Source organism: Vibrio antiquarius (genome assembly GCF_000024825.1).
Lineage (GTDB): Bacteria > Pseudomonadota > Gammaproteobacteria > Enterobacterales > Vibrionaceae > Vibrio > Vibrio diabolicus.
This window is the reverse complement of the sequence record NC_013457.1, coordinates 596,929-617,188: the sequence shown is the minus strand read 5'-3', so window position 1 is coordinate 617,188 and position 20,260 is coordinate 596,929. Positions and strand designations below refer to the sequence as shown.

At 44.6% G+C, this 20,260-nt stretch carries 17 protein-coding genes; 8 read left to right on the top strand and 9 right to left on the bottom strand.

The features are described from left to right. Position 1 precedes the first annotated feature (1 nt). The 4 genes from VEA_RS17585 to napF all read right to left on the bottom strand — a co-directional run bounded on the left by VEA_RS17585 (position 2) and on the right by napF (position 3,857). Positions 2–457, bottom strand: coding sequence for a nitrate reductase cytochrome c-type subunit (locus tag VEA_RS17585; RefSeq protein ID WP_031780699.1), 456 nt, complete (start codon positions 455–457; stop codon positions 2–4). A 78-nt stretch (positions 458–535) separates the two neighbouring features. Then, the gene (gene napA, locus VEA_RS17580) at positions 536–3,025 is read right to left on the bottom strand and encodes a periplasmic nitrate reductase subunit alpha (protein ID WP_006741149.1); all 2,490 of its coding nucleotides are present in this window, start codon (positions 3,023–3,025) and stop codon (positions 536–538) included. Further along, complete coding sequence (locus VEA_RS17575; protein WP_005398456.1) at positions 3,022–3,330, bottom strand: chaperone NapD; 309 nt, start codon at positions 3,328–3,330, stop codon at positions 3,022–3,024. The genes napA and VEA_RS17575 overlap by 4 nt, the downstream gene beginning before the upstream one ends. A 41-nt stretch (positions 3,331–3,371) precedes the next feature. After that, entirely contained in the window at positions 3,372–3,857 is a 486-nt protein-coding gene (napF, locus tag VEA_RS23565; protein WP_005398455.1) for a ferredoxin-type protein NapF, read from the bottom strand. Between the two features lie 247 nt (positions 3,858–4,104). Between napF and narQ the strand changes: the two genes are divergently transcribed. Both narQ and VEA_RS17565 read left to right on the top strand, forming a co-directional pair. Further along, on the top strand, positions 4,105–5,841 hold the full coding sequence (narQ, locus tag VEA_RS17570) for a nitrate/nitrite two-component system sensor histidine kinase NarQ (RefSeq protein WP_012842359.1): 1,737 nt from the start codon (positions 4,105–4,107) through the stop codon (positions 5,839–5,841). Beyond that, positions 5,828–6,460: a response regulator gene (locus tag VEA_RS17565; RefSeq protein ID WP_005398453.1), complete on the top strand. Its 633-nt coding sequence runs from the start codon at positions 5,828–5,830 to the stop codon at positions 6,458–6,460. Before narQ ends, VEA_RS17565 begins: the two co-directional genes overlap by 14 nt. 89 nt (positions 6,461–6,549) lie before the next feature. Here VEA_RS17565 and VEA_RS17560 read toward each other — a convergent pair whose 3' ends face one another. Next, positions 6,550–6,723, bottom strand: coding sequence for a hypothetical protein (locus VEA_RS17560; RefSeq protein WP_005373524.1), 174 nt, complete (start codon positions 6,721–6,723; stop codon positions 6,550–6,552). Positions 6,724–6,984: 261 nt separating this feature from the next. On the opposite strand from VEA_RS17560, the gene VEA_RS17555 reads away from it, so the two are divergent. Together VEA_RS17555 and pepT are read left to right on the top strand one after the other, a co-directional pair. Continuing rightward, positions 6,985–7,848 (top strand): DUF6279 family lipoprotein, encoded by an 864-nt coding sequence (locus VEA_RS17555; protein ID WP_041853083.1) that lies wholly within the window; start codon positions 6,985–6,987, stop codon positions 7,846–7,848. Between the two features lie 170 nt (positions 7,849–8,018). Continuing rightward, positions 8,019–9,257 carry a peptidase T gene (gene pepT / locus VEA_RS17550; RefSeq protein WP_006741146.1) on the top strand — a complete coding sequence of 413 codons (1,239 nt, stop codon included), beginning with the start codon at positions 8,019–8,021 and terminating at the stop codon, positions 9,255–9,257. A gap of 79 nt (positions 9,258–9,336) precedes the next feature. Here the strand turns inward: pepT and VEA_RS17545 are convergent, their stop codons facing one another. Then, positions 9,337–9,801, bottom strand: coding sequence for a dCMP deaminase family protein (locus VEA_RS17545; RefSeq protein ID WP_005373515.1), 465 nt, complete (start codon positions 9,799–9,801; stop codon positions 9,337–9,339). Positions 9,802–10,218: 417 nt separating this feature from the next. On the opposite strand from VEA_RS17545, the gene vmeY reads away from it, so the two are divergent. Continuing rightward, a complete protein-coding gene (vmeY, locus tag VEA_RS17540; RefSeq protein WP_006741145.1) occupies positions 10,219–11,346 on the top strand; it encodes a multidrug efflux RND transporter periplasmic adaptor subunit VmeY in 1,128 nt (375 codons plus the stop codon). A gap of 9 nt (positions 11,347–11,355) precedes the next feature. After that, positions 11,356–14,508 carry a multidrug efflux RND transporter permease subunit VmeZ gene (vmeZ, locus tag VEA_RS17535; RefSeq protein ID WP_006741144.1) on the top strand — a complete coding sequence of 1,051 codons (3,153 nt, stop codon included), beginning with the start codon at positions 11,356–11,358 and terminating at the stop codon, positions 14,506–14,508. A 91-nt stretch (positions 14,509–14,599) separates the two neighbouring features. Here vmeZ and VEA_RS17530 read toward each other — a convergent pair whose 3' ends face one another. Next, on the bottom strand, positions 14,600–16,369 hold the full coding sequence (locus tag VEA_RS17530; RefSeq protein ID WP_006741143.1) for a methyl-accepting chemotaxis protein: 1,770 nt from the start codon (positions 16,367–16,369) through the stop codon (positions 14,600–14,602). Between the two features lie 101 nt (positions 16,370–16,470). Continuing rightward, on the bottom strand, positions 16,471–16,884 hold the full coding sequence (gene arfB, locus VEA_RS17525; protein WP_005396137.1) for an alternative ribosome rescue aminoacyl-tRNA hydrolase ArfB: 414 nt from the start codon (positions 16,882–16,884) through the stop codon (positions 16,471–16,473). Positions 16,885–16,960: 76 nt separating this feature from the next. On the opposite strand from arfB, the gene VEA_RS17520 reads away from it, so the two are divergent. After that, positions 16,961–17,563 (top strand): beta-phosphoglucomutase family hydrolase, encoded by a 603-nt coding sequence (locus tag VEA_RS17520; protein ID WP_031780520.1) that lies wholly within the window; start codon positions 16,961–16,963, stop codon positions 17,561–17,563. 87 nt (positions 17,564–17,650) lie between these two features. On the opposite strand, the gene VEA_RS17515 is transcribed toward VEA_RS17520, so the two are convergent. Continuing rightward, positions 17,651–18,643 carry an OmpA family protein gene (locus VEA_RS17515; protein WP_006741142.1) on the bottom strand — a complete coding sequence of 331 codons (993 nt, stop codon included), beginning with the start codon at positions 18,641–18,643 and terminating at the stop codon, positions 17,651–17,653. Between the two features lie 461 nt (positions 18,644–19,104). On the opposite strand from VEA_RS17515, the gene aroG reads away from it, so the two are divergent. Continuing rightward, complete coding sequence (aroG, locus tag VEA_RS17510) at positions 19,105–20,157, top strand: 3-deoxy-7-phosphoheptulonate synthase AroG (protein ID WP_012842357.1); 1,053 nt, start codon at positions 19,105–19,107, stop codon at positions 20,155–20,157. Positions 20,158–20,260: the final 103 nt, after the last annotated feature.

The following is a 20,260-nucleotide window of genomic DNA, read 5'->3' as shown; positions in this document are numbered from 1 at the left end:
ATTACTGAAGCGAATCAACTGCCTCGAACTTGTTTTCAACTAGTGGCTTAGCATTAGTTTGTGGCACGTGGCATTGCAAACAGAAGTAACGACGAGGAGACATATCCGCCAACACAGCATCTTCTCGGTTTACATAGTGCGTTACGCTAATTTTAGTCGCGCCTGACTCTTTTGCATTTTTCCAGCTGTGGCACGCAAGACACTTGTTAGCATTTAACGATACTTCGTAGTGACGGATGCTGTGTGGGATCAACGGTGGTTGATAAACAAAGCTATCTTCAACAATCTGGTCTTTAGGGAAGTCTTTGAACTCATCTGCTGGGCGTGTGTCTTCCAATTGAGACATTCCACGTAGAGACTCTAGACCACCAATGCCACCTGGATTATCTAACTCAGCTTGCGCAATGCCTGTCACTAAAGCACCTACAGATAAAAGTGCGACAAGTAATTTTTTCATCATTTCATCTCCGCCTTTATGGCTTAAATTCTTTATTAGGCCGCCATAGTGACGGCCGTAGCATTCGGTATCTGAAGGTTAAGCAATCTTAGTGATTTTGACTGGACACTTCTTAAAGTCTGTCTGTTTAGACAGTGGGTCAGTCGCATCTAGGATGAGCTTGTTAATCAAAATACGTGCATCAAAGAACGGTACGAATACCAAACCTTTTGGCGGACGGTTACGACCGCGAGTTTCAACACGAACGCGTACTTCGCCGCGTTTGTTTGCCATGAGTACTTCTTCACCACGACGAACGTTACGCGCTTTTGCGTCTTCAGGGTGCATGTAACACACCGCGTCTGGTACTGCTTTGTATAGCTCAGGTACACGACGAGTCATGGTGCCTGTGTGCCAATGTTCAAGAACACGGCCAGTACATAGCCACATATCAAACTCATCGTTTGGCACTTCTGGTGGCGCTTCATATGGTGCAGAGATAATCTTCGCCTTGCCGTCAGCATTGCCGTAGAAATCCCAACCAGAACCTTCTTTTGCGTATGGGTCAGAACCTTCTTTAAAGCGCCATTGTGTTTCCTTACCATCAACAACTGGCCAACGTAGACCACGCACTTCATGGTAACGGTCGTATGGTGCTAAATCATGCCCGTGACCGCGGCCAAACGTTGCGTATTCCTCAAACAGACCTTTTTGAACATAGAAACCGAAGTGGTGGGCATCGTCATTCAATTCGCGTGCTTCTTCGATAGGGAACTTGTCGACATTACCATTGCGGTATAGTACGTCGTACATGGTTTTACCACGGTACTGAGGCGCTTTCGCTAGTAGCTCTTCAGGCCACACTTCTTCCATTTTGAAGCGTTTCGAGAACTCCATTAGCTGCCATAGGTCAGATTTTGCCTGACCGACCGTGCCCACTTGTTGGTACCAAGCTTGAGTACGACGCTCTGCGTTACCGTAAGCACCTTCTTTCTCAATCCACATTGCAGTTGGAAGAATAAGGTCTGCTGCTTGCGCTGTCGCTGTTGGGTATGGGTCAGACACAACGATGAAGTTTTCAGGGTTGCGGTAACCTGGAAGACGTTCTGTGTTGATGTTTGGACCCGCTTGCATGTTGTTATTACATTGAACCCAGTAACAGTTCAGAACACCATCATTCAACATGCGGTCTTGCAATACGGCGTGGAAGCCAGGTTTTGGTGGAATCGTACCTTCTGGCAGTTTCCAGATGTCTTCCGCAATCTTACGGTGTTTCGGGTTAGCTACTACCATGTCTGCAGGTAGACGGTGAGCGAAAGTACCAACCTCACGAGCGGTACCACACGCAGATGGTTGACCCGTTAGTGAGAATGGGCTGTTACCTGGAGTTGAGATCTTACCGGTTAGTAGGTGGATGTTGTAAACCAAGTTATTCATCCACACGCCACGAGTATGTTGGTTCATACCCATTGTCCAAAGTGACATTACTTTTGTATTTGGATTGGCGTATTGCTTCGCAAGCTCGATAAGCTTCTCTTTTTCAACACCAGAGATTTCAGAGGCTTTCTCAGCGGTGTAAGGTGCAACAGACTTTTTGTACTCTTCGAAAGAGATAGACGTTAGCTTGCCTGAGTTAGGATTCTTCGCTGCTTTTTGTAGCGGATCATCGTCACGTAGGCCGTAACCGATGTCGGTATCTGCTTGAGTGAAGTTAGTGTGCTTGTTTACGAAGTCCCAGTTTACCGCATCGTTTTCGATGATGTAGTTCGCGATGAAGTTAGCAATCGCTAGGTCAGACTGTGGATTAAAAATGTAGCCGTGATCTGCCAACTCAAATGAACGGTGGTAGTAAGTAGAAAGCACGTTCACTTTAACGTGAGGGTGACTTAGGCGACGGTCAGTAATACGAGTCCATAGAACAGGGTGCATCTCTGCCATGTTCGAGCCCCATAGAACGAATGCGTCTGCGTTCTCAAAGTCATCGTAACACCCCATCGGCTCATCGATACCGAATGCGCGCATAAAGCCAACTACAGCAGAAGCCATACAGTGACGAGCGTTTGGATCAATGTTGTTTGAACGGAAGCCAGCTTTCATTAGCTTTGACGCAGCGTAGCCTTCCATTACTGTCCATTGGCCTGAGCCAAACATACCTACGCTTGTTGGACCTTTTTTCTCGAGGGAAGCTTTCCATTTCTCAGCCATGATGTCGAAAGCGTCATCCCAAGAGATAGGTGTAAATTCACCGTCTTTGTGGAATTTGCCATCTTTCATTCTCAGCATCGGCTGAGTCAGACGGTCTTGACCGTACATGATCTTAGAAAGGAAGTAGCCTTTAATACAGTTTAGGCCTTTGTTTACTGGTGCTTCTGGGTCACCCTGTGTTGCTACCACTTTGCCATTTTGAGTACCAACAAGAACAGAACAGCCTGTACCACAGAAACGACAAGGTGCTTTGTCCCATGTGATTTTGGTTTGATCAGAGCTTGCAATCAGGTTGGCTGCAGATGCTGGTAGTGTCACACCTGCGACAGCAGCAGCTGATGCAGCCGCGTTTGCTTTCACAAACGCACGTCTTGTCATTTTCATACTTCACCCTCGATTTGGGAATGTTGTGTTCCAGTGTCTTCTTCATCCGTTTCTTCAAGCCCAGTTTCGATTTGGTGATAAACCAATACCGTGCTCAAGACATTCGGTAAATTGTTAATGGCATCGATAGTGTCTGTGATAAAACCTTGGTTTTCGGTTTCAAGCACGACGATAATCTTGCCTTCTGGACTGTCACCATAGATTTCCGCATTTTCATGTGCTTCGATCTGTTGTTTGATTTCGTCCAGATGTTCTGGCAGTACATGTACTACCAAACTTGAAATATGCACTTCATTTAGTGACATATAGCTCTCTCATTTATTGCCTTTGGCCGACGACATACGGCTTAGGCTGTTATATTGCTCACATTGATGGATGAAGTCGGGCACACTGAAACACAGGCGCCGCAGCCGTTACACTCATCAAGGTCTAAATTGGGTTGTGCTACTTTCCCCAGCTCTAATTTGAACTGAATTGCCATTGGGTCGCACATATCCCCACAGCTTCGGCATTCGACATTTTGTTTTGCTAAGCAGCTATCGTTGATGCTTGCTTTCGCTTGCCAAGGTTGCTCTGTTTTTGGCAAGAAAAGGGGCTCAGGACAGGCGTCTGCACACTGATAACAAAATGTGCATTCATCAATAGAGAAATCGACCGAAGGGAATCCGCCATCACTTTTAGTTATAATCTTTGTTTCGCAGGCCTCAATGCATTTACCGCAGCGAGTGCAATCGTCCGTAAACTGTTCTGGCTTGGTTAACCAAGGCAAACGTACGGCGTTGTCGGGGTGCGCTTTTCTTGCAAAGAGTCTTCTTCTGGAAAGGTCTACCACTTAGTCACCTCGAAACTTGGAACCCAAACTAAGCATAGTCCACAATTTTCATTAATAAACTGTCATTTAAACTAACGAAATTGTAGTTTTTGACATATTTGTATAAATACCTCTTAGGAGGTAAATGGGATGCAATATTGTTTTGGATCAATAAATTCCGTCGCAGGTGATCACATATTGATAAAGTTGAAAGGTAATGGGTTCATTGCACGTACAAATAGGGTTGTTAATGGGCGAGGAACTCAGATTGTTTAAAAATGTGAAAAAGTCAGTGACGCGCACGATTGCGTCCGCGATGCTTCTTATTTTGCTGCTTTCAGTTGCTACGACTGGTTTTGCAATTTTTACGTTAGCGTCAAGCTTGAATGATGCAGAAGCCGTCAATGTTGCTGGCTCGATGCGAATGCAAAGCTACCGTCTGGCGAATGATATTCAGGTTAAATCTGTTGACTATTCTTCACATATTGACGCATTTGAACATTCGATATACTCACCTTCCATGAAAGCACTCCAGCATTGGTCAGTGCCAGAAGACATTACTCATGATTACTACCGTCTTATTATGAGATGGCATGAGCTCAAGTCGGTGTTGAGAGGAGACAACCCGGCGGAGTACCAACTCCTAGTGGCTGGTTTTGTAAAGCAGATCGATGAGTTTGTATTTAAGCTGCAAAGCTTTTCGGAGCAAAAGCTGATTAACTTAGCTTGGATTGGCGGGTTAGGGTTAGGCGGTATCCTTTGTGTCAGTATGTTTGTTGTCCATTTTGTGCGCCTCGAAGTTGTACGGCCTTTGCGTGCTTTAGTTTTTGCTAGCGAGCAAATTAAGAATCGCTCATTTAATATATCGCTTGATGTATCCAGCGATAATGAAATGGGGATCCTGACTCGAACCTTTAATCGGATGGCGACGGACCTTGGTAAGTTATACCGAGGGCTAGAACAAGCGGTTGATGAAAAAACGCGTAAATTACAGCATGCGAATCAGTCTTTAGAAGTATTGTATGACTCGTCGAAAGAGTTAACGGCTTCGCGTATTAATCAGGATAACTTCCAAGCCATATTACAACATATTGCAAGTCTTGAAGGCATTAAAGCGGTCAAACTTGAAATAGAGCAATTGGGAGAACCGAGTTGGATATTGATGGAAGGGGAAGAGTGCTGCCACGACTGTGATGAAGATTGCCACAGTAAGGCTCTAACGTTGGACGGTGAGCACTTAGGCTATTTGTATTGGAAGGCCGGGTTACCTTGTCCGAATGAGGCACTGATTGACAACTTTGTGCAGATTTTATCGCGTGCCGTGTATTACAATCGAGCCCAACGCCAAGCAGAACAAATCCTACTGATGGAAGAGCGAGCCACCATTGCTCGGGAACTGCATGATTCATTAGCTCAAGCACTCTCTTATTTAAAAATTCAGGTCGCTTTATTAAAGAGAAGCGTAAAGAATTTGCCTGATGAAAAAGCGATAGCTCAGGCGAATCAAGTCATTGCCGAGTTGGATACGGGCTTATCTGCTGCTTATACCCAACTACGCGAATTACTGACGACGTTTCGTCTTACGATTAAAGAGGGCAGTTTTGGCCAAGCATTGCAAGATATGGTCGAAACGCTCAACGAACAAACCGTCGCTGACATTACGTTAAAAAATAGACTTTCTTCAACTGAACTGGATGCACACCAGCAGGTTCATTTACTACAGTTGATAAGAGAAGCGGCAATTAATGCCATCAAGCATGCGCAAGCAGATAATATTCACATTCAATGTCTTGATAATGATGGAAAAGTCACAGTAACCGTTACCGATGATGGAATAGGCTTTGAACATCAAGACGAAAAATTAAATCATTACGGTATGAGTATCATGCAAGAGCGAGCCGCTAGGCTGCATGCCGATCTTCACATTGAAGCATCGATCAACAAAGGCTGTACCGTAAAACTAGAATTCCAACATAGTAAGGAAGTAAACAGTGACAGTGTGTAAAGTAATGCTGGTGGATGATCATCCACTCATGCGACGAGGTATTCACCAACTTTTAAGCTTTGAGCCTGAGTTTGAAGTCGTTGCAGAAGCAAGTAATGGCGCAGATGCGGTAGCGAAAGCGCATGAGCTGGAACTGGATCTTGTACTTCTTGATCTCAATATGAAAGGCATGTCAGGCCTCGATACCTTACAAGCGCTACGTGCTGATGGTTGTGAAGCTCGAATTGTTATCTTAACCGTATCGGATAGCCCAGCTGACATAGAAGCAATAGTTCGAAGTGGCGCAGATGGCTATTTATTGAAAGACACTGAGCCCGATGAGTTGGTTGAGTTGCTAAAACAAGCACATCAAGGCGACAAAGCTTACAGCCAAGAAGTTTCTAAGTATTTGAGTGAGCGTTCAGGACAAGAGGACGTTTTTGATACGCTGACGGATCGCGAAACGCAGATCTTAAGAGAGGTGGCAAGAGGTTTCCGCAACAAGCAGATTGCCGATCGTCTTTTTATTTCTGAATCCACGGTTAAAGTGCATATGAAGAGTTTACTTAAAAAGCTTCAAGTTCCTTCTCGTACTGCGGCAACCGTTCTTTATCTTGAGCGCTTTGGCGACATCAAATAATACAGTTGAAGAACAATCCCAAACCACCAATGGAATCAATCGTTTAGCGTAATTTTAATAATAAAAAAACCGCCTTTAAGGCGGTTTTTTTATTTGTCTGGGCGAATAGAGTACAAGTCACTGTTGTGCTTACCGCACTCTAAATAGTACTGATAAGCCACTTTTTTGCTTTCAGCAATGACTCTCATGCAGTGCATTTTCCCCTGTTCAAAATATCGAATCTCATATTCTACACTGGTATCAAGTTGCTCAGCGGCTGCCATACTTCGCCTCCATAAACCATCCAAAAAACATCCGTGCAAATTATATGCCGTTATAGGGAGCGTCGTTCGGTGCATTTTTTAGCCGATAATTGCGCTCTAACTCACTTTTTTGCGGATAGCTGTGATCAAAAAGTTAATTTCAAACTCTATATATTATTAAGGTGGCAATCAATATTTGTCACACTGGTGTAAGTTTGCCGCAATATTAAGTGATACAAGTTGAGTATAGAACTTAATCAATAGAAAAGGGAATACGAATAAGTGACTAAATTACAGGGTGTATCTAATAAGGTGCTTCGCTATGGCCTTCTATTTTGTTTCGTATTTCTTCTTGCCGGATGTACGAAGAAGTTTCTATACAGCAATATCGATTGGTTCGTTATCGATTACATAGAGGATTATGTTTCGCTGCAAGGTGAACAAGAAGTCTTGGTCGAAGAACGCTTATTATTGTTAGCAGAATGGCATAAGAAAGAAGAATTACCGTTATATATCGATCATTTAAAAGAGCTTGAGGGATTAAAAGCGAACGATATCACCCTAAATTATTTGCAGGAAAATCGAGATAGAATGCGAGCGCATTACGATAGAGTGGTAAGCAAAGCAGCACCAGACCTTTTTGCTTTGAGTTTACAGTTAACGAAAGATCAAGAACGGGAATTTCTGAGTAATGTACAAGAGCATTATCAAGAGCGAAACGCAAAATATGCGGATAAAACGGAAGATGAAATACGTGAAATTATTCTAGATAACACAGAAGAATGGATGGAAGAGTGGTTGGGAAGTCTATCAGAAAGTCAGCGCCAATTAGCTCAAACGTTTTCTCAACAAGTCACTCTTAACAGTCCTTTATGGAGAGGTTATCGAGCAACGATATATCAAGAGCTCGAATATCTGTTCGACAACAAGTCCAATGCTGTCACTTATCAGGATATATTTATGCGCCTGTTGTTCGAGCCAGAGAGTTATTACAGTGAGCAGCTTTCTAAAAATATTGATTCTAACTTTGTGCTGGTCGATCAACTGACATTAGATATTTCTCAATCTATGACCGATAAACAATGGCGTCATTTTCGCGGTAAGGTAAAAGAGTGGCGAGTACTAGCTGAGGAATTATTAGATTAGATTCATGCTTCAATTGACGAGGGGATGTGCATTAGCCTTTCTTATGAAAAAATGATTCAAAGCAAATTCTTATTGAGCTAAGAGCGTAACATAGCTTGAGGTTTGATGAGGTAAGGTCAGCTTACTGATGGTTGATAAAGCCTCATCGTATAAAAACAATGAGAATAAATATGAAACATTTAGTTGAAAGATTTCTTCGCTACGTCACGTTCGATACCCAATCAAATCCACATGTTACGCTTTGCCCAAGCTCGCCTGGTCAGCTTGTGTTTGCTGAGTTGCTTAAGAAAGAGATGATCGAACTTGGCTTAAGTGATGTGACATTAGATAAAAATGGCTACTTGATGGCTAGACTGCCAGCTAACGTTGATTATGAGGTGCCGCCTATCGGCTTTATTGCCCATATGGATACCGCGCCTGACGCCTCAGGAAAAAACGTAAAACCGCAATTTATTGAAGATTATCAAGGTGGCGATATTGCGCTAGGCTTGGGGGATGAAGTGTTATCTCCGGTGCAATACCCAGATTTACATCATCTACATGGCCATAACCTTATCACTACCGATGGCACTACATTACTTGGCGCGGATAACAAAGCTGGTATTGCTGAGATTCTCTCTGCGGTCGCGCTGTTACTAGAAAATCCAGACATTCCACACGGCGACATTCGTATCGGCTTCACACCAGATGAAGAGATTGGCCGGGGCGCAGATTTATTTGATGTTGAAAAGTTTGGCGCGAAATGGGCATACACTATTGATGGTGGCCCGCAAGGTGAACTGGAATACGAAAATTTTAATGCGGCAAACGCCGATGTAATTTTTCATGGTGTCAGCGTTCACCCTGGTACTGCAAAAGGTAAAATGGTTAATGCGATGAACTTGGCTGCGAAATTTCAGGTTCAAATGCCTCAAGATCAAACTCCCGAAACAACAGAAGGCTACGAAGGGTTCTTCCATTTAAAATCGGCAGGAATGGGCGTGGCGCGAAGCGAACTTGGTTACATTATCCGAGACTTTGATCGTCAGGGCCTTGAAGAGCGAAAAGCCTTTATGCAGAAACTCGTTGATGACATGAACGCGGGCTTACGCCATGGTTCTGTAGAACTGAAAATAACAGACAGCTATTACAATATGAGAGAAATGGTTGAGCCTTACCCGCATATCATTGAGCTAGCGAAGCAAGCGATGGAAGCGTGTGATGTGGCGCCGATTATAAAACCTATTCGTGGTGGTACAGATGGCGCTCGTTTATCTTTTATGGGGTTGCCGTGCCCGAATATCTTCACTGGTGGTTTTAACTTCCATGGGATTCATGAGTTTATTTCGGTTGAAATGATGGAGAAGTCAGTGCTTGTCATCGTCAAAATTGCTGAACTCACCGCGAAAAAAACACGGTTAACAGACTAGGTCGAGCGATTCTTGTCGATTGAATGGGGGAAAATAGCCCAGAGTCATCTGGGCTATTTTTAAATTCAAAAACGAAACATTAACGTACGTCTTTGTCTTCAATTTCAATGTCTTCTAGTGGTAGCCAGTCGACTTTCACACCCGCTTGATCGAACATGTCTTGGCTGACTTGGATTTTATCTCCCCAGCGAGATAGAAAGTCTTCAGATTGCTCAGGGCAGTGCACGTGTGAGATCCCTGTTTGAATGATCTTTGCCGCGCAGTTAGGACATGGAAAATGCGTCACCCAAATATCACATCCGTCTAAATCACGTTTTGAGAACAAAATTGCGTTCTCTTCCGCGTGTAGTGTTTTAAGGTATTTCAACTCGCGTTCATCGGTATCGACACTGTCAGAAACACCGTGCGGGTAGCCATTAAATCCAACAGATACAATGCGATTCTGTTTAGTGATAACTGCACCGACTTGTGTTGATGGGTCCTTACTCCATGACGCCACTAGTTCTGCCATCTGGTAAAAGCGTTTTGCCCATTTAGAAATCATAGTCATCCTCTCTGTCGAAGGCGTTGAATTAATTGAATGATAACCCATTTATATTAAAAAAATAGTCAAAATCGGGGTCTTGAGTATGAAGGCGTCATTTTTTGTCTTTTTAACCATAAAACGTTCTTATCTTGAGCACCGAATCTCACTTTCCGTCTTTATACGATATCTCACTTAGTGTTTCCTGGCGCCTCTAAATGCACGATGCCTGAGAGTGTATATCAAATAGTTATGATTGAGCTGCTTGTATATTGTTCGTTAAATATCACTGTTAACTAAATTACTTTATTTTCTTTTTGTTTCTCATGTTTACATTTAGAAACATTTTGGGGGCTTTTGAGTGAAGTTTTCAGTTGCAGCAAGGAGTAAGGTTGATGGGAATTCAACAATATCCTGTTCTATAAAGACGGTAAATACATGCAAAAGAAACCACTTGTCGCACTAATGGCGGCTACAGCAATCCTCGCTGGATGCGGGGATGCTAATAATGCCCAAAGGGAAGGCCAAGCGCCTCTCGTAGTGACTCAGGATGTCACGGTTATCGACTACCAACCGAGCAAGTCTTATATCGGTCGCATTGAAGCAGTAGAAGATACCAATATTACCGCGCAGATTTCTGGCTATTTAAAAGCTCGTCACTTTGAAGAGGGGCAAATGGTAGAAAAAGGGCAGCTTCTTTATTCTATCGAGCCATCTTCTTTTGAAGCACAAGTCGCGAGCGCTAAAGCGGCACTTGCACAAGCAAAAGCCGCGCTAAAAAAAGCGGAACTAGACCACACCCGAGGTAAAAACTTGTTGCCTCGCGGTAGTATCTCTCAATCTGAGTTTGACGCCTTAACTGCGGCACTTCTTGGTGCGAAAGCAGAGCTAGAAGCAGCAAATGCTCAGCTTAAGCTTGCTGAAGTTAACCTTTCTTATACTCAAATCCGAGCTCCGTTCAGCGGTCGCATTAGCGATACCAAAGTGAGTACCGGTGATCTTGTTTCCCCTTCATCTGGCGTGCTGACGACATTGGTGAGCTTAGACCCAGTGCATACTTCATTTAGTGTGAGTGAGCGCGAGCGTTTAGCCATGGGGATGGATCAAGTCAAAGGCGACGGCTCAGCAGAATCAAACAGAGTTGAAGTTCAGCTTGAGCTGGAAAATGGTCAGTTCTTTGAGCATCTCGGTAAGCTCGATTTCTTAGGTAATCGTATCGATACCAAAACTGGTACGATTGCAATGCGTGCGCTAGTGCCAAACCCAGAGCAGAAGTTACTTCCGGGTCAGCACATCAAAGTGAACTTGAGAGATAAGAACACGAAAGACGTTATTGTTATCCCACGACGTGCCGTACAGACTGACTTAGAAGGTGACTTTGTGATGGTGATGGCTGAGGGAAGTGTGGCAGAGCGTCGTAACGTCGAGCTTGGACCTCAGGTTGAACAAGGCATTATCATTCGAGAAGGCCTCGATCAGGAAGATACGGTTATTACACAGGGCCTACAGCGTGTGCGTAATGGTGTAGAAGTGCGCATTCAAACACCTGCTGAAGATAAGCAGTAGGGGGGCACTATGTTAAGTCGTTTCTTTATTCAGAGACCTAAATTCGCGCTGGTTATTTCGATCATATTAACACTAGCAGGCGCGATCTCACTGGCGATTTTGCCAGTGGCGGAGTACCCACAGATAAGTCCGCCATCAGTCAGCGTTTCGGCATACTACACCGGTGCGAGTGCGGAAGTTGTCGAGCAGGCCATTGCGGACCCCATAGAGACGTCGGTCAATGGCGTTGAGGACATGATCTACATGTCTTCAAAGAGCGCGAACGATGGCTCATACAGCCTAAATGTCACGTTCGATGTCGGGACCGATCCAGACATGGCGCAAGTAAACGTGCAAAACCGTGTGTCACAGATCGAGTCAAAACTGCCTCAAGAAGTGCGCATGGTTGGTGTGACGGTGAAAAAACGCTCACCTGACTTGCTGATGGTGCTTAACTTCTATTCGCCTGATGGCAAATACGACGATCAGTTCTTGATTAACTACATTAACTTGAATGTAAAAGATCAGCTCGCTCGTGCGAAAGGCATTAGTGAAGTTAACGTGATTGGTGGTGGCGAATACGCAATGCGTGTTTGGTTAGATCCGGAAAAAATGGCCAACCTTAAGCTAACCACGTCAGACGTATACGCCGCTTTGGCTGAACAAAACGTTCAAGTTGCGGCAGGGCGTGTTGGTGCAGCACCATACAACAATCCGCAAGAAGTTCAGTTTAACCTTGTGACCAAAGGTCGCTTGGAAAGCGTGAGCGAGTTTGAGAACGTTGTCCTTCGAGCTAATCCAAATGGTTCCACGGTTTATCTGAAAGATGTCGCTCGTGTCGAACTAGGTAAAAAGTTCTACGATGGTAACGGTAAATTCCGTGGTCAGGACGCGTCAATTGTTGCATTGTCTCTTCAATCGGATGCGAACGCGTTAGAAAGTGGTCAGGCCGTCATGGAGCTGCTTGAGGACTTGAGTAAAAACTTCCCTGAGGGCATGGCGTATGAGACCAGCTACGATACAACCGTGTTTGTATCTGAATCGATCAAAGGGGTAGTCAAAACACTGATTGAAGCGATTCTATTGGTGATTGCTGTAACTTACTTGTTTTTGGGTAGCGCGCGCGCAACGTTGATTCCTGTTGTTGCGATCCCCGTTTCTCTGATTGGTACGTTTGCCATCATGCAGGCGACGGGCTTCACCATCAATACGGTCACTTTGTTTGGCTTGATCCTCGCGATTGGTATCGTGGTGGACGATGCGATTCTGGTTATCGAAAACGTCGATACCACCATGGCGAAAGACCCAACCATTTCACCGCGTAAAGCGACATTGCTAGCGATGAAAGAAGTAACGGGCCCAATCATCACGTCGACCTTGGTTCTACTTGCGGTATTCATACCAGTCGCGATGCTGCCGGGTATCACTGGAATCATGTATCGCCAGTTCGCTTTGACCATCTGTATTTCGGTTGTGATCTCATCCATTAACGCATTGACGCTGTCTCCAGCACTTTGTTCTTTGGTATTGAAGCAGGGTGGGGGCAACACGGCTAACTGGTTCCAGGCTTTCAACCGAGGCTTAGAGCGTATCACAACGCGTTATGGTCAGGTCGCTGGTTTCTTGGTGAAGAAATCTTTGCTACTCGTGACGTTCTTTATAGTCGCTATCGCGGCGGTCACTTTCTTTGCGAAAACCACCTCAACAGCGTTTGTTCCTCAAGAAGATAAAGGCATTTTGCTGGTTAACGTTCAGCTGCCAGATTCAGCTTCTTTATCTCGTACTGAAGAAGTCACCAATGATTTAATGAACATGATTGGTGAAGAACCTGGTGTGGATGGCGTGACGGTTGCAAACGGTTACTCGTTTATGACAGGCGCAGCAGCATCAAACGGTGCATCTGTGTTTATCAAACTGCATGACTGGGATACTCGTAACTCGTTGCAAGGGGAACACTCTGCCAATGCCATCGCGGCGCGTATTAATGGCCGAGCGGCGACAGAGTTGCCTCAAGCGGTTGTGTTTGCGATGGGACCTCCGGCGGTTCCTGGTATGGGCGCTGCGTCTGGTTTTGAGTTTGTGCTTGAAGATACGCTAGGGCGAAGCCGTACCGATTTGTCGATGGTCATGGGAGAAATGATCCAAGCGGCTAACCAAGCCCCTGAAATTGCCTACACGTTTAGCACGTTCCGCGCGAATGTCCCTCACTACTACGTTGATATCGACCGTGAGAAAGCACAGCAGTTGGGTATTTCGCTATCGTCTATTTTCCAAACCTTGCAAGGCAACTTAGGTTCGCTTTATGTGAATGACTTCACCATATTTGGTAAGAACTTCCGCGTAACCATGCAAGCTGATAGCCAGCACCGTAGCAGCATGGAAGATCTAGAGCGTTTCCATGTTCGTTCTTCGAACGGTGATATGGTTCCGCTAAGTACGCTAGTGAGCTACGAGCAAGTGTTTGAGCCTGATGTGGCATGGCGTTACAACATGTACCGCAGTGCTATCATTCAAGGCCAACCAGCTCCGGGCTACTCTAGTGGTGATGCGATTGCCGCAATGGAACGCGTTGCTGCAGAGGTCCTTCCGCAGGGCTACACGTACGAATGGACAGGTATGGCCTACCAGGAAGTACTTGCGGGTAACCAAGCCATTTATGCGTTTGCACTGGCTTTGATCTTCATTTACTTGTTCATGGTGGCACAATATGAGAGCTGGAGTATTCCATTAGCCATCATTTTGGTGGTGCCAGTAGCAACGTTAGGCTCCTTCTTGGCGTTGAATCTGACTGGGACACCGCTTAACTTGTATGCGCAAATTGGCCTTGTCTTGCTCATAGCCTTGGCGGCGAAAAACGCAATTTTGATTGTGGAGTTCGCCAAGCAAGAACGTGAAGAAAAAGATGCTGATATCGATAGTGCAGCGGTTAAAGGAGGCACGTTACGTTTCCGCGCTGTGAATATGACATCTTGGTCGTTTATCCTGGGTATCTTCCCGCTGATCTTCGCCGCAGGTGCAGGGCACGTGAGCCAAAACTCGCTCGGCGTGTCGCTGATTGGTGGTCTATTGTGTGTGCTTCTAGCAGGTACATTCTTGATCCCAGGCTTCTACGCTCTGGTGCAAAGACAGCGAGAGAAAGTTCATGGCGGCAACACCAAGCTGGTTCCTCTTGATGATGAGTAATCACACCCGCTGTGCACAGTAGAGCACGAAGTTAAAGTCGAAAAAAAGCCCGAAGCAATGATTGCCTCGGGCTTTTTATTTGTAGGGAAGGTTATTTTAGCGCGGTTTTAAATTGTGCAACGGCTTCGTCCATATCATGAGCTTGAGCAGAAACAGAGTTCACTTCGTGCAAGCATTCCTGAGCGGATTGCATGTTGTTTTCAGATATCGCGTTAAGCTCGGTGATTGAGCCACTAACTTGGTTCATCACGATACCTTGCTCTTCAATCGCTGAAGCAATGCGCTCCGAATTGCCTTGAATTGCATGCATGTCAGTGATGATCTGCTGTAGGCTAGAATCCAGTTTTTCAGAGGCATTAAGCGTTTGTTGTCCTTGATCGTTACATTGATCAATATCCGCCACGACCGTCGACATTTGAGCTTGAATATCAACAACAACTCGCGTGATTTCCTCGGTAGATTGATGAGTTCGGCTAGCTAGGGCACGTACTTCATCGGCAACAACGGCGAAGCCACGACCTTGTTCTCCCGCTCGCGCGGCTTCAATTGCTGCATTGAGAGCCAGTAAGTTAGTTTGTTCCGCAATTTCTTGGATGATGTTCACCGCACCACCAATTTTATCTACATGTTGGTTCAACGAGCCAATCGACTGCTGACTGTTCGATAAAATACTGGTCAATTGACCAATGTTGGTTACAGTAGTTTCAACAACACTGCGGCCTTGTTCGGCATTACTCGCGGCTTGATGCACACCCTCTACCGCAACCGACGTGCTTTCCGATATTTCACCTATCGTTGCCACCATTTGCTGAACCGCAGTAGCCATCGATGCAGTGTGGTCCGTTTGAGTATGGAACTGCTCCATAACCCCTTCTAGCTCACGATGCATATTATCGGTACTGGCTGTTAACTGCGCCGATTTTTCTTGGGTGCCACTAATTAACTGCTCAAGCTTATCCAACAGATCATTGAGGTGGTGGCTGATATCAAATAGCTCATCTTTGCCTTTCAAGTCAGAGCGCAGTCCCATGTTGTTTGTTTCGCTAATGCTTCGAATGGTGCCAAGCAAGCTGTTTACTCGTGTATTGATTGAGCGAGAGATCTGCCAAATCAATGCGAAAATAACACCTAAGATCAGGGCTGTAATGACTTGCTTGATGGTCGACATTTGCTCATCACGCTTTGCAGCAGCAGAGCTAAGGGCTGTCGAAAAGGTTTCAAATTGCTCTTCTACGGCATGAGATAATGCGCGAGTTTCACCAAGTAGGCCTTGGTCGTAAGCGACTCCTACAACTTGTTTTTGTGCCGCTACTAGCTTACCTGTTTTGATGAGCTCCGGAGCATATAGCCCAACAAGCAAATCACTATTGAATTGACCTGATTTGATTGCAGAGTCAAAACGAACCAACGCCAGCAATTGCTGGTGGTCGGAGCGTTGCTTGGCTTCTAACAGTGCTTGCTCGTAACCAGAAAGAAGGCCACTCTTTGCATCAAGTCCGTAGCGTTGGTAAGCACTGACCAGATTCTGAAAGCCCTTTTGGTATGCAAGAAGGTCTTGTTTGAATCGTTGACTGGAAGGTAATTCATTGCTCGTGAGTATGCTCGCAAGCTCTTTTTCGGTATTTAGAAACTTATCAACATTCGCATCAAATTTGTTTAAGTATTTGTCATTACTACGCAGTAAGAAATCTTTCTCGTTTCTGCGTAAGTTGAGTAAACGTATTTCTAGATCGCCAACGAGTTTGATGGCGTGGTTAAGTTCATTGCTCTTATTGGCGAAATGGGATGACGTACCCAAAAGGGCCACGATGCCTAAAATGGCGATAACTCCGAGGAAGTAGAGTTTTTGCCTAATAGTCATATTGTTGTTTCCTGAATAAGTAACTAAAAAGAGAAATCCAATGAGATTTCCCAAGGGCTAGCAAACGTTGTTCAACTAACATGTCGAGAAAACGACATGCATTAATACAGCACTTTCTTACGTTGCTGCTTTTTCGCTCCATGCTTGTTCTTGGTATCAAGTCTTCGGCGTTGAGAAGCGCGGGTTGGTTTCGTTTTAATACGCTTCTTCTCCTGTAAGGCGGCAGCTTTAATTAAAGCTTGAAGCCGATTCAGGGCGTCTTCCTTATTTTGTTCTTGCGTGCGAAATTGTTGCGCTTTGATGATGATCACGCCATCTTTAGTTATACGACTGTCAGAAAGAGCAAGTAATCGTTCTTTGTAGAAGTCAGGTAAGCTGGAATGTCGGATATCAAAGCGTAAATGTATAGCGGACGCTACCTTGTTAACGTTCTGGCCACCATTTCCTTGAGCTCTAATTGGGGATAATTGAATTTCCCACTCTTGAATTGTGACGGAGTTCGAAATTTTGAGCATGATAAGTAAATGCCGGTAAGGACGATTGAAAGAGCTGATAAATTAACATCACAGATGTACAAATAGAAGAAAAGACATGAGCACGATTGATTTTAGGCCCTATGAGGGATTCATATTTGATATGGATGGTACTTTAATAGATACCATGCCAGCCCATTTGGCTGCTTGGCAAGCAACCGCAGATCGCTTTGATTTTCCGTTTTGTCAGGAGTGGTTTCACAGTTTAGGGGGCATGCCGAGCTTTAAAATTGTTGAGGAGCTAAACCGTGTGCATGAGCTTTCATTAGATCCTAAAACCGTCGCTACATTTAAAATGGAAACGTTCGCTGCTATGGAGCTGCACGGGGACGTTATTCCGTGCACTAATATCGTGTTAGAAGAATATTTAGGCCACAAGAAAATAGCGGTCGGGACTGGCAGTCAACGAGAAAGTGCCATGCGCTTATTGAGCCACTCCGGTTTATTGGACAAGTTGGATGTTGTGGTAACTGCAAGTGATGTAGAGAACCATAAGCCTTTTCCGGATACCTTTTTGGTGGCGGCCGAGCATCTTGGGTTGGAAGCGTCACAATGTCTTGTATTCGAGGATACCGAGCTAGGTAAACGAGCGGCGCATGCAGCGGGTATGGATTGCGTTATGGTGCAAGATAACGAGTTAATCTTTTTTCCAAAACCATAGTAAAAAGAGCGATAAAGCGAGATCAAAATGGGGTGCAAACGCACCCCATTAACTTTTACAACATCATAGATAAAGTATCATAAATGTTTATTCAGGTTGAACTAGCTCTTGGTATTCAAACGAAGGAACCACAACCTCTACGCGACGGTTTTTCTCACGACCTTCACGAGTGCTGTTGTCAGCAACTGGGTTTTCTTCACCCATGCCTTTCACAGTTAAACGATCTGAGTCAATGCCTGCAGCAGTTAGGTAATCCGCAACAGATTGAGCACGACGCTCAGACAGTTTTTGGTTGTAAGTCGCAGGACCAGAGCTATCCGTGTAGCCAGTGATCTCTACTTGAGCTTGAGGGTATTCGTTCAAGAATGATACGAAGTTGTCTAGACGCTCCGAAACAGACTCTGTTAGCTTAGCACTGTCGAATTCAAACGTACCTGTACCGTACTCTTCTTTGTGCACTTTGCTCATCATCACTGGTTCTGGATCTGGCTCAACCACTTCTTCTGTTACAACTGCCGCAACCACTGGCGCAGCAGCAAATTTGTAGTTAAAGCCGATACCGAAGAAGTTAGCGTCCATGTCGTCCCATACGTCATCAGACAGGTCTTGATAGCGTTGATATTCTGCGCGTACGCTCCAGTTTCTGTCGATAGTGTATTCAGCACCTAGCGAGCCAGTTGGAACGAAATCTTTTTCGTCATCAGACATCATGTAAGCACCACCGATCTTAGCGAATAAATTCCAAGATTCGTTCAAGTGCCAGTTGAATTTAGGTGCGAGAGTTAAAGCCGTTAAATTGCCGTCGATCGTATTAACTGTATTAGCCCCTGACTTAAAGTTAGCTTTGTAATCGCCTAAGAAGTCGACACCATACTCTAGCCCGATGATATCGGTGAAGTCATAACCGATATGTAGTCCAGCACCAAAAGCTTCATCATCACAAGGGCTATTTAGATAGCAAGCATCGTCAAGTGTAGTCATGCCTACTTTGCCCCCGATATACATTTCAGCTTGAGCAGAGTTTAAAAGCGCGCTACTACCAGCTACCACTGCTGCTACTGCAATTGCTACTTTGTTCATAATGTTTCCTTGTATTGATTGCATATTAACTTCTACTTCGTTTTATCAAAAAATTAGAAAAAACCAGCGTTTATAAGAAATTAGTTTAATATTCTAATCATTTCATATCAAGCAACAATATCTTTGAACTTGATCAACATTTACTAACCAATAACACCTCACAAACTTCTGATATTTCTTACATTGTAGTAAAGATTTTTAGGGTCATAAGAAAATTGATGATTATTTTGAACTTTTTTTCGTAAACTTTATTTTACATTGTGCGCGGTGGTTAACAGGTGGTTTTTATTTGCATTTATTTGCAAAAACTGATTGCAAGTCTACGCCTAAGCCGATAAGTTACTTAAACGCTAGACAGAAAATGACCAGAGCCCTTGATGCTGCTCGCTTTGTGAACAATGTTGCAATGAGTTCAGTTGGCAAAAAATTGGGTCGGAAATAAAAACCAGGAAGTAGAAGTAATGTTTCAAACTGATGATGTAAGAATAAATAGAGTAAAAGAGTTATTGCCACCTGTAGCAGTATTAGAGAAGTTCCCAGCGACTGAAACCGCTTCTTCGACCACTTTCGATTGCCGTAATGCCATTCACAATATTCTTGAAGGAAAAGATGACCGATTACTTGTAATTGTTGGCCCGTGTTCCATTCACGATCCTGCTGCTGCGGTTGAATATGGTAAAAAGCTAAAAGTATTACGTGATGAACTTGGTGAACAACTAGAAGTTGTGATGCGAGTTTATTTTGAGAAACCGCGTACAACGGTAGGATGGAAAGGTCTGATCAACGACCCTTACCTGAATGATACCTACAAGCTGAATGATGGTCTGCGTATTGGACGTAAGCTTCTTCTTGATCTTACCGATATGGGCTTGCCAACCGCGAGTGAGTTCCTAGATATGATTACGCCTCAGTACGTGGCGGATCTGATCAGTTGGGGTGCTATCGGTGCTCGTACGACAGAATCTCAGGTTCACCGTGAGCTTGCCTCTGGTCTTTCTTGTCCTGTTGGGTTTAAAAATGGTACAGACGGGAACATTAAGATCGCGAGCGATGCGATTCGTTCTGCAAGTGCTTCTCACCACTTCTTATCAGTAACAAAATACGGTCATTCTGCGATCGTAGAAACCGCTGGCAATCCTGATTGCCATATCATTCTCCGTGGTGGTAAAGAGCCAAACTACAGTGCAGCGCATGTTGCTCAAATTAAAAACGAGTTAGACGGCGCAGGGCTACCGAAAAAAGTGATGATTGATTTTAGCCACGCTAACAGCTCGAAGCAGTTCAAACGTCAAATGTTGGTATCTGATGACGTATCAGAGCAAATCGCTGGTGGCGAAGAAGCAATTTTTGGTGTGATGATTGAGTCTCATTTAGTTGAAGGTCGCCAAGACCTAGTAGATGGCAAAGCGGCCACTTATGGTCAGTCGATTACCGATGCATGTATCGGTTGGGAAGATACGGAAACCGTACTTCGTCAGCTTTCAGATGCAGTAAAAGCGCGCCGTAACAAATAAGCTCAACAGAAAGAACTTTTTTAAAGAGCCAGAGGCATTGTGCCTCTGGCTCTTTTTTATTGAGAATTACTCGCATCTCTTTCTATTGTTTCTGCTTTCCTAT

Excerpts from the sequence above, each read along its gene's own strand:
- VEA_RS17530 (WP_006741143.1), bottom strand. The coding sequence starts at position 16,369 with ATGACTATTAGGCAAAAACTCTACTTCCTCGGAGTTATCGCCATTTTA.
- VEA_RS17560 (WP_005373524.1), bottom strand. The coding sequence starts at position 6,723 with ATGGCAGCCGCTGAGCAACTTGATACCAGTGTAGAATATGAGATTCGA.
- napA (WP_006741149.1), bottom strand. The coding sequence starts at position 3,025 with ATGAAAATGACAAGACGTGCGTTTGTGAAAGCAAACGCGGCTGCATCA.
- VEA_RS17520 (WP_031780520.1), top strand. The coding sequence starts at position 16,961 with ATGAGCACGATTGATTTTAGGCCCTATGAGGGATTCATATTTGATATG.
- pepT (WP_006741146.1), top strand. The coding sequence starts at position 8,019 with ATGAAACATTTAGTTGAAAGATTTCTTCGCTACGTCACGTTCGATACC.
- VEA_RS17515 (WP_006741142.1), bottom strand. The coding sequence starts at position 18,643 with ATGAACAAAGTAGCAATTGCAGTAGCAGCAGTGGTAGCTGGTAGTAGC.
- vmeY (WP_006741145.1), top strand. The coding sequence starts at position 10,219 with ATGCAAAAGAAACCACTTGTCGCACTAATGGCGGCTACAGCAATCCTC.
- VEA_RS17575 (WP_005398456.1), bottom strand. The coding sequence starts at position 3,330 with ATGTCACTAAATGAAGTGCATATTTCAAGTTTGGTAGTACATGTACTG.
- aroG (WP_012842357.1), top strand. The coding sequence starts at position 19,105 with ATGTTTCAAACTGATGATGTAAGAATAAATAGAGTAAAAGAGTTATTG.
- VEA_RS17585 (WP_031780699.1), bottom strand. The coding sequence starts at position 457 with ATGAAAAAATTACTTGTCGCACTTTTATCTGTAGGTGCTTTAGTGACA.
- VEA_RS17545 (WP_005373515.1), bottom strand. The coding sequence starts at position 9,801 with ATGATTTCTAAATGGGCAAAACGCTTTTACCAGATGGCAGAACTAGTG.
- arfB (WP_005396137.1), bottom strand. The coding sequence starts at position 16,884 with ATGCTCAAAATTTCGAACTCCGTCACAATTCAAGAGTGGGAAATTCAA.
- vmeZ (WP_006741144.1), top strand. The coding sequence starts at position 11,356 with ATGTTAAGTCGTTTCTTTATTCAGAGACCTAAATTCGCGCTGGTTATT.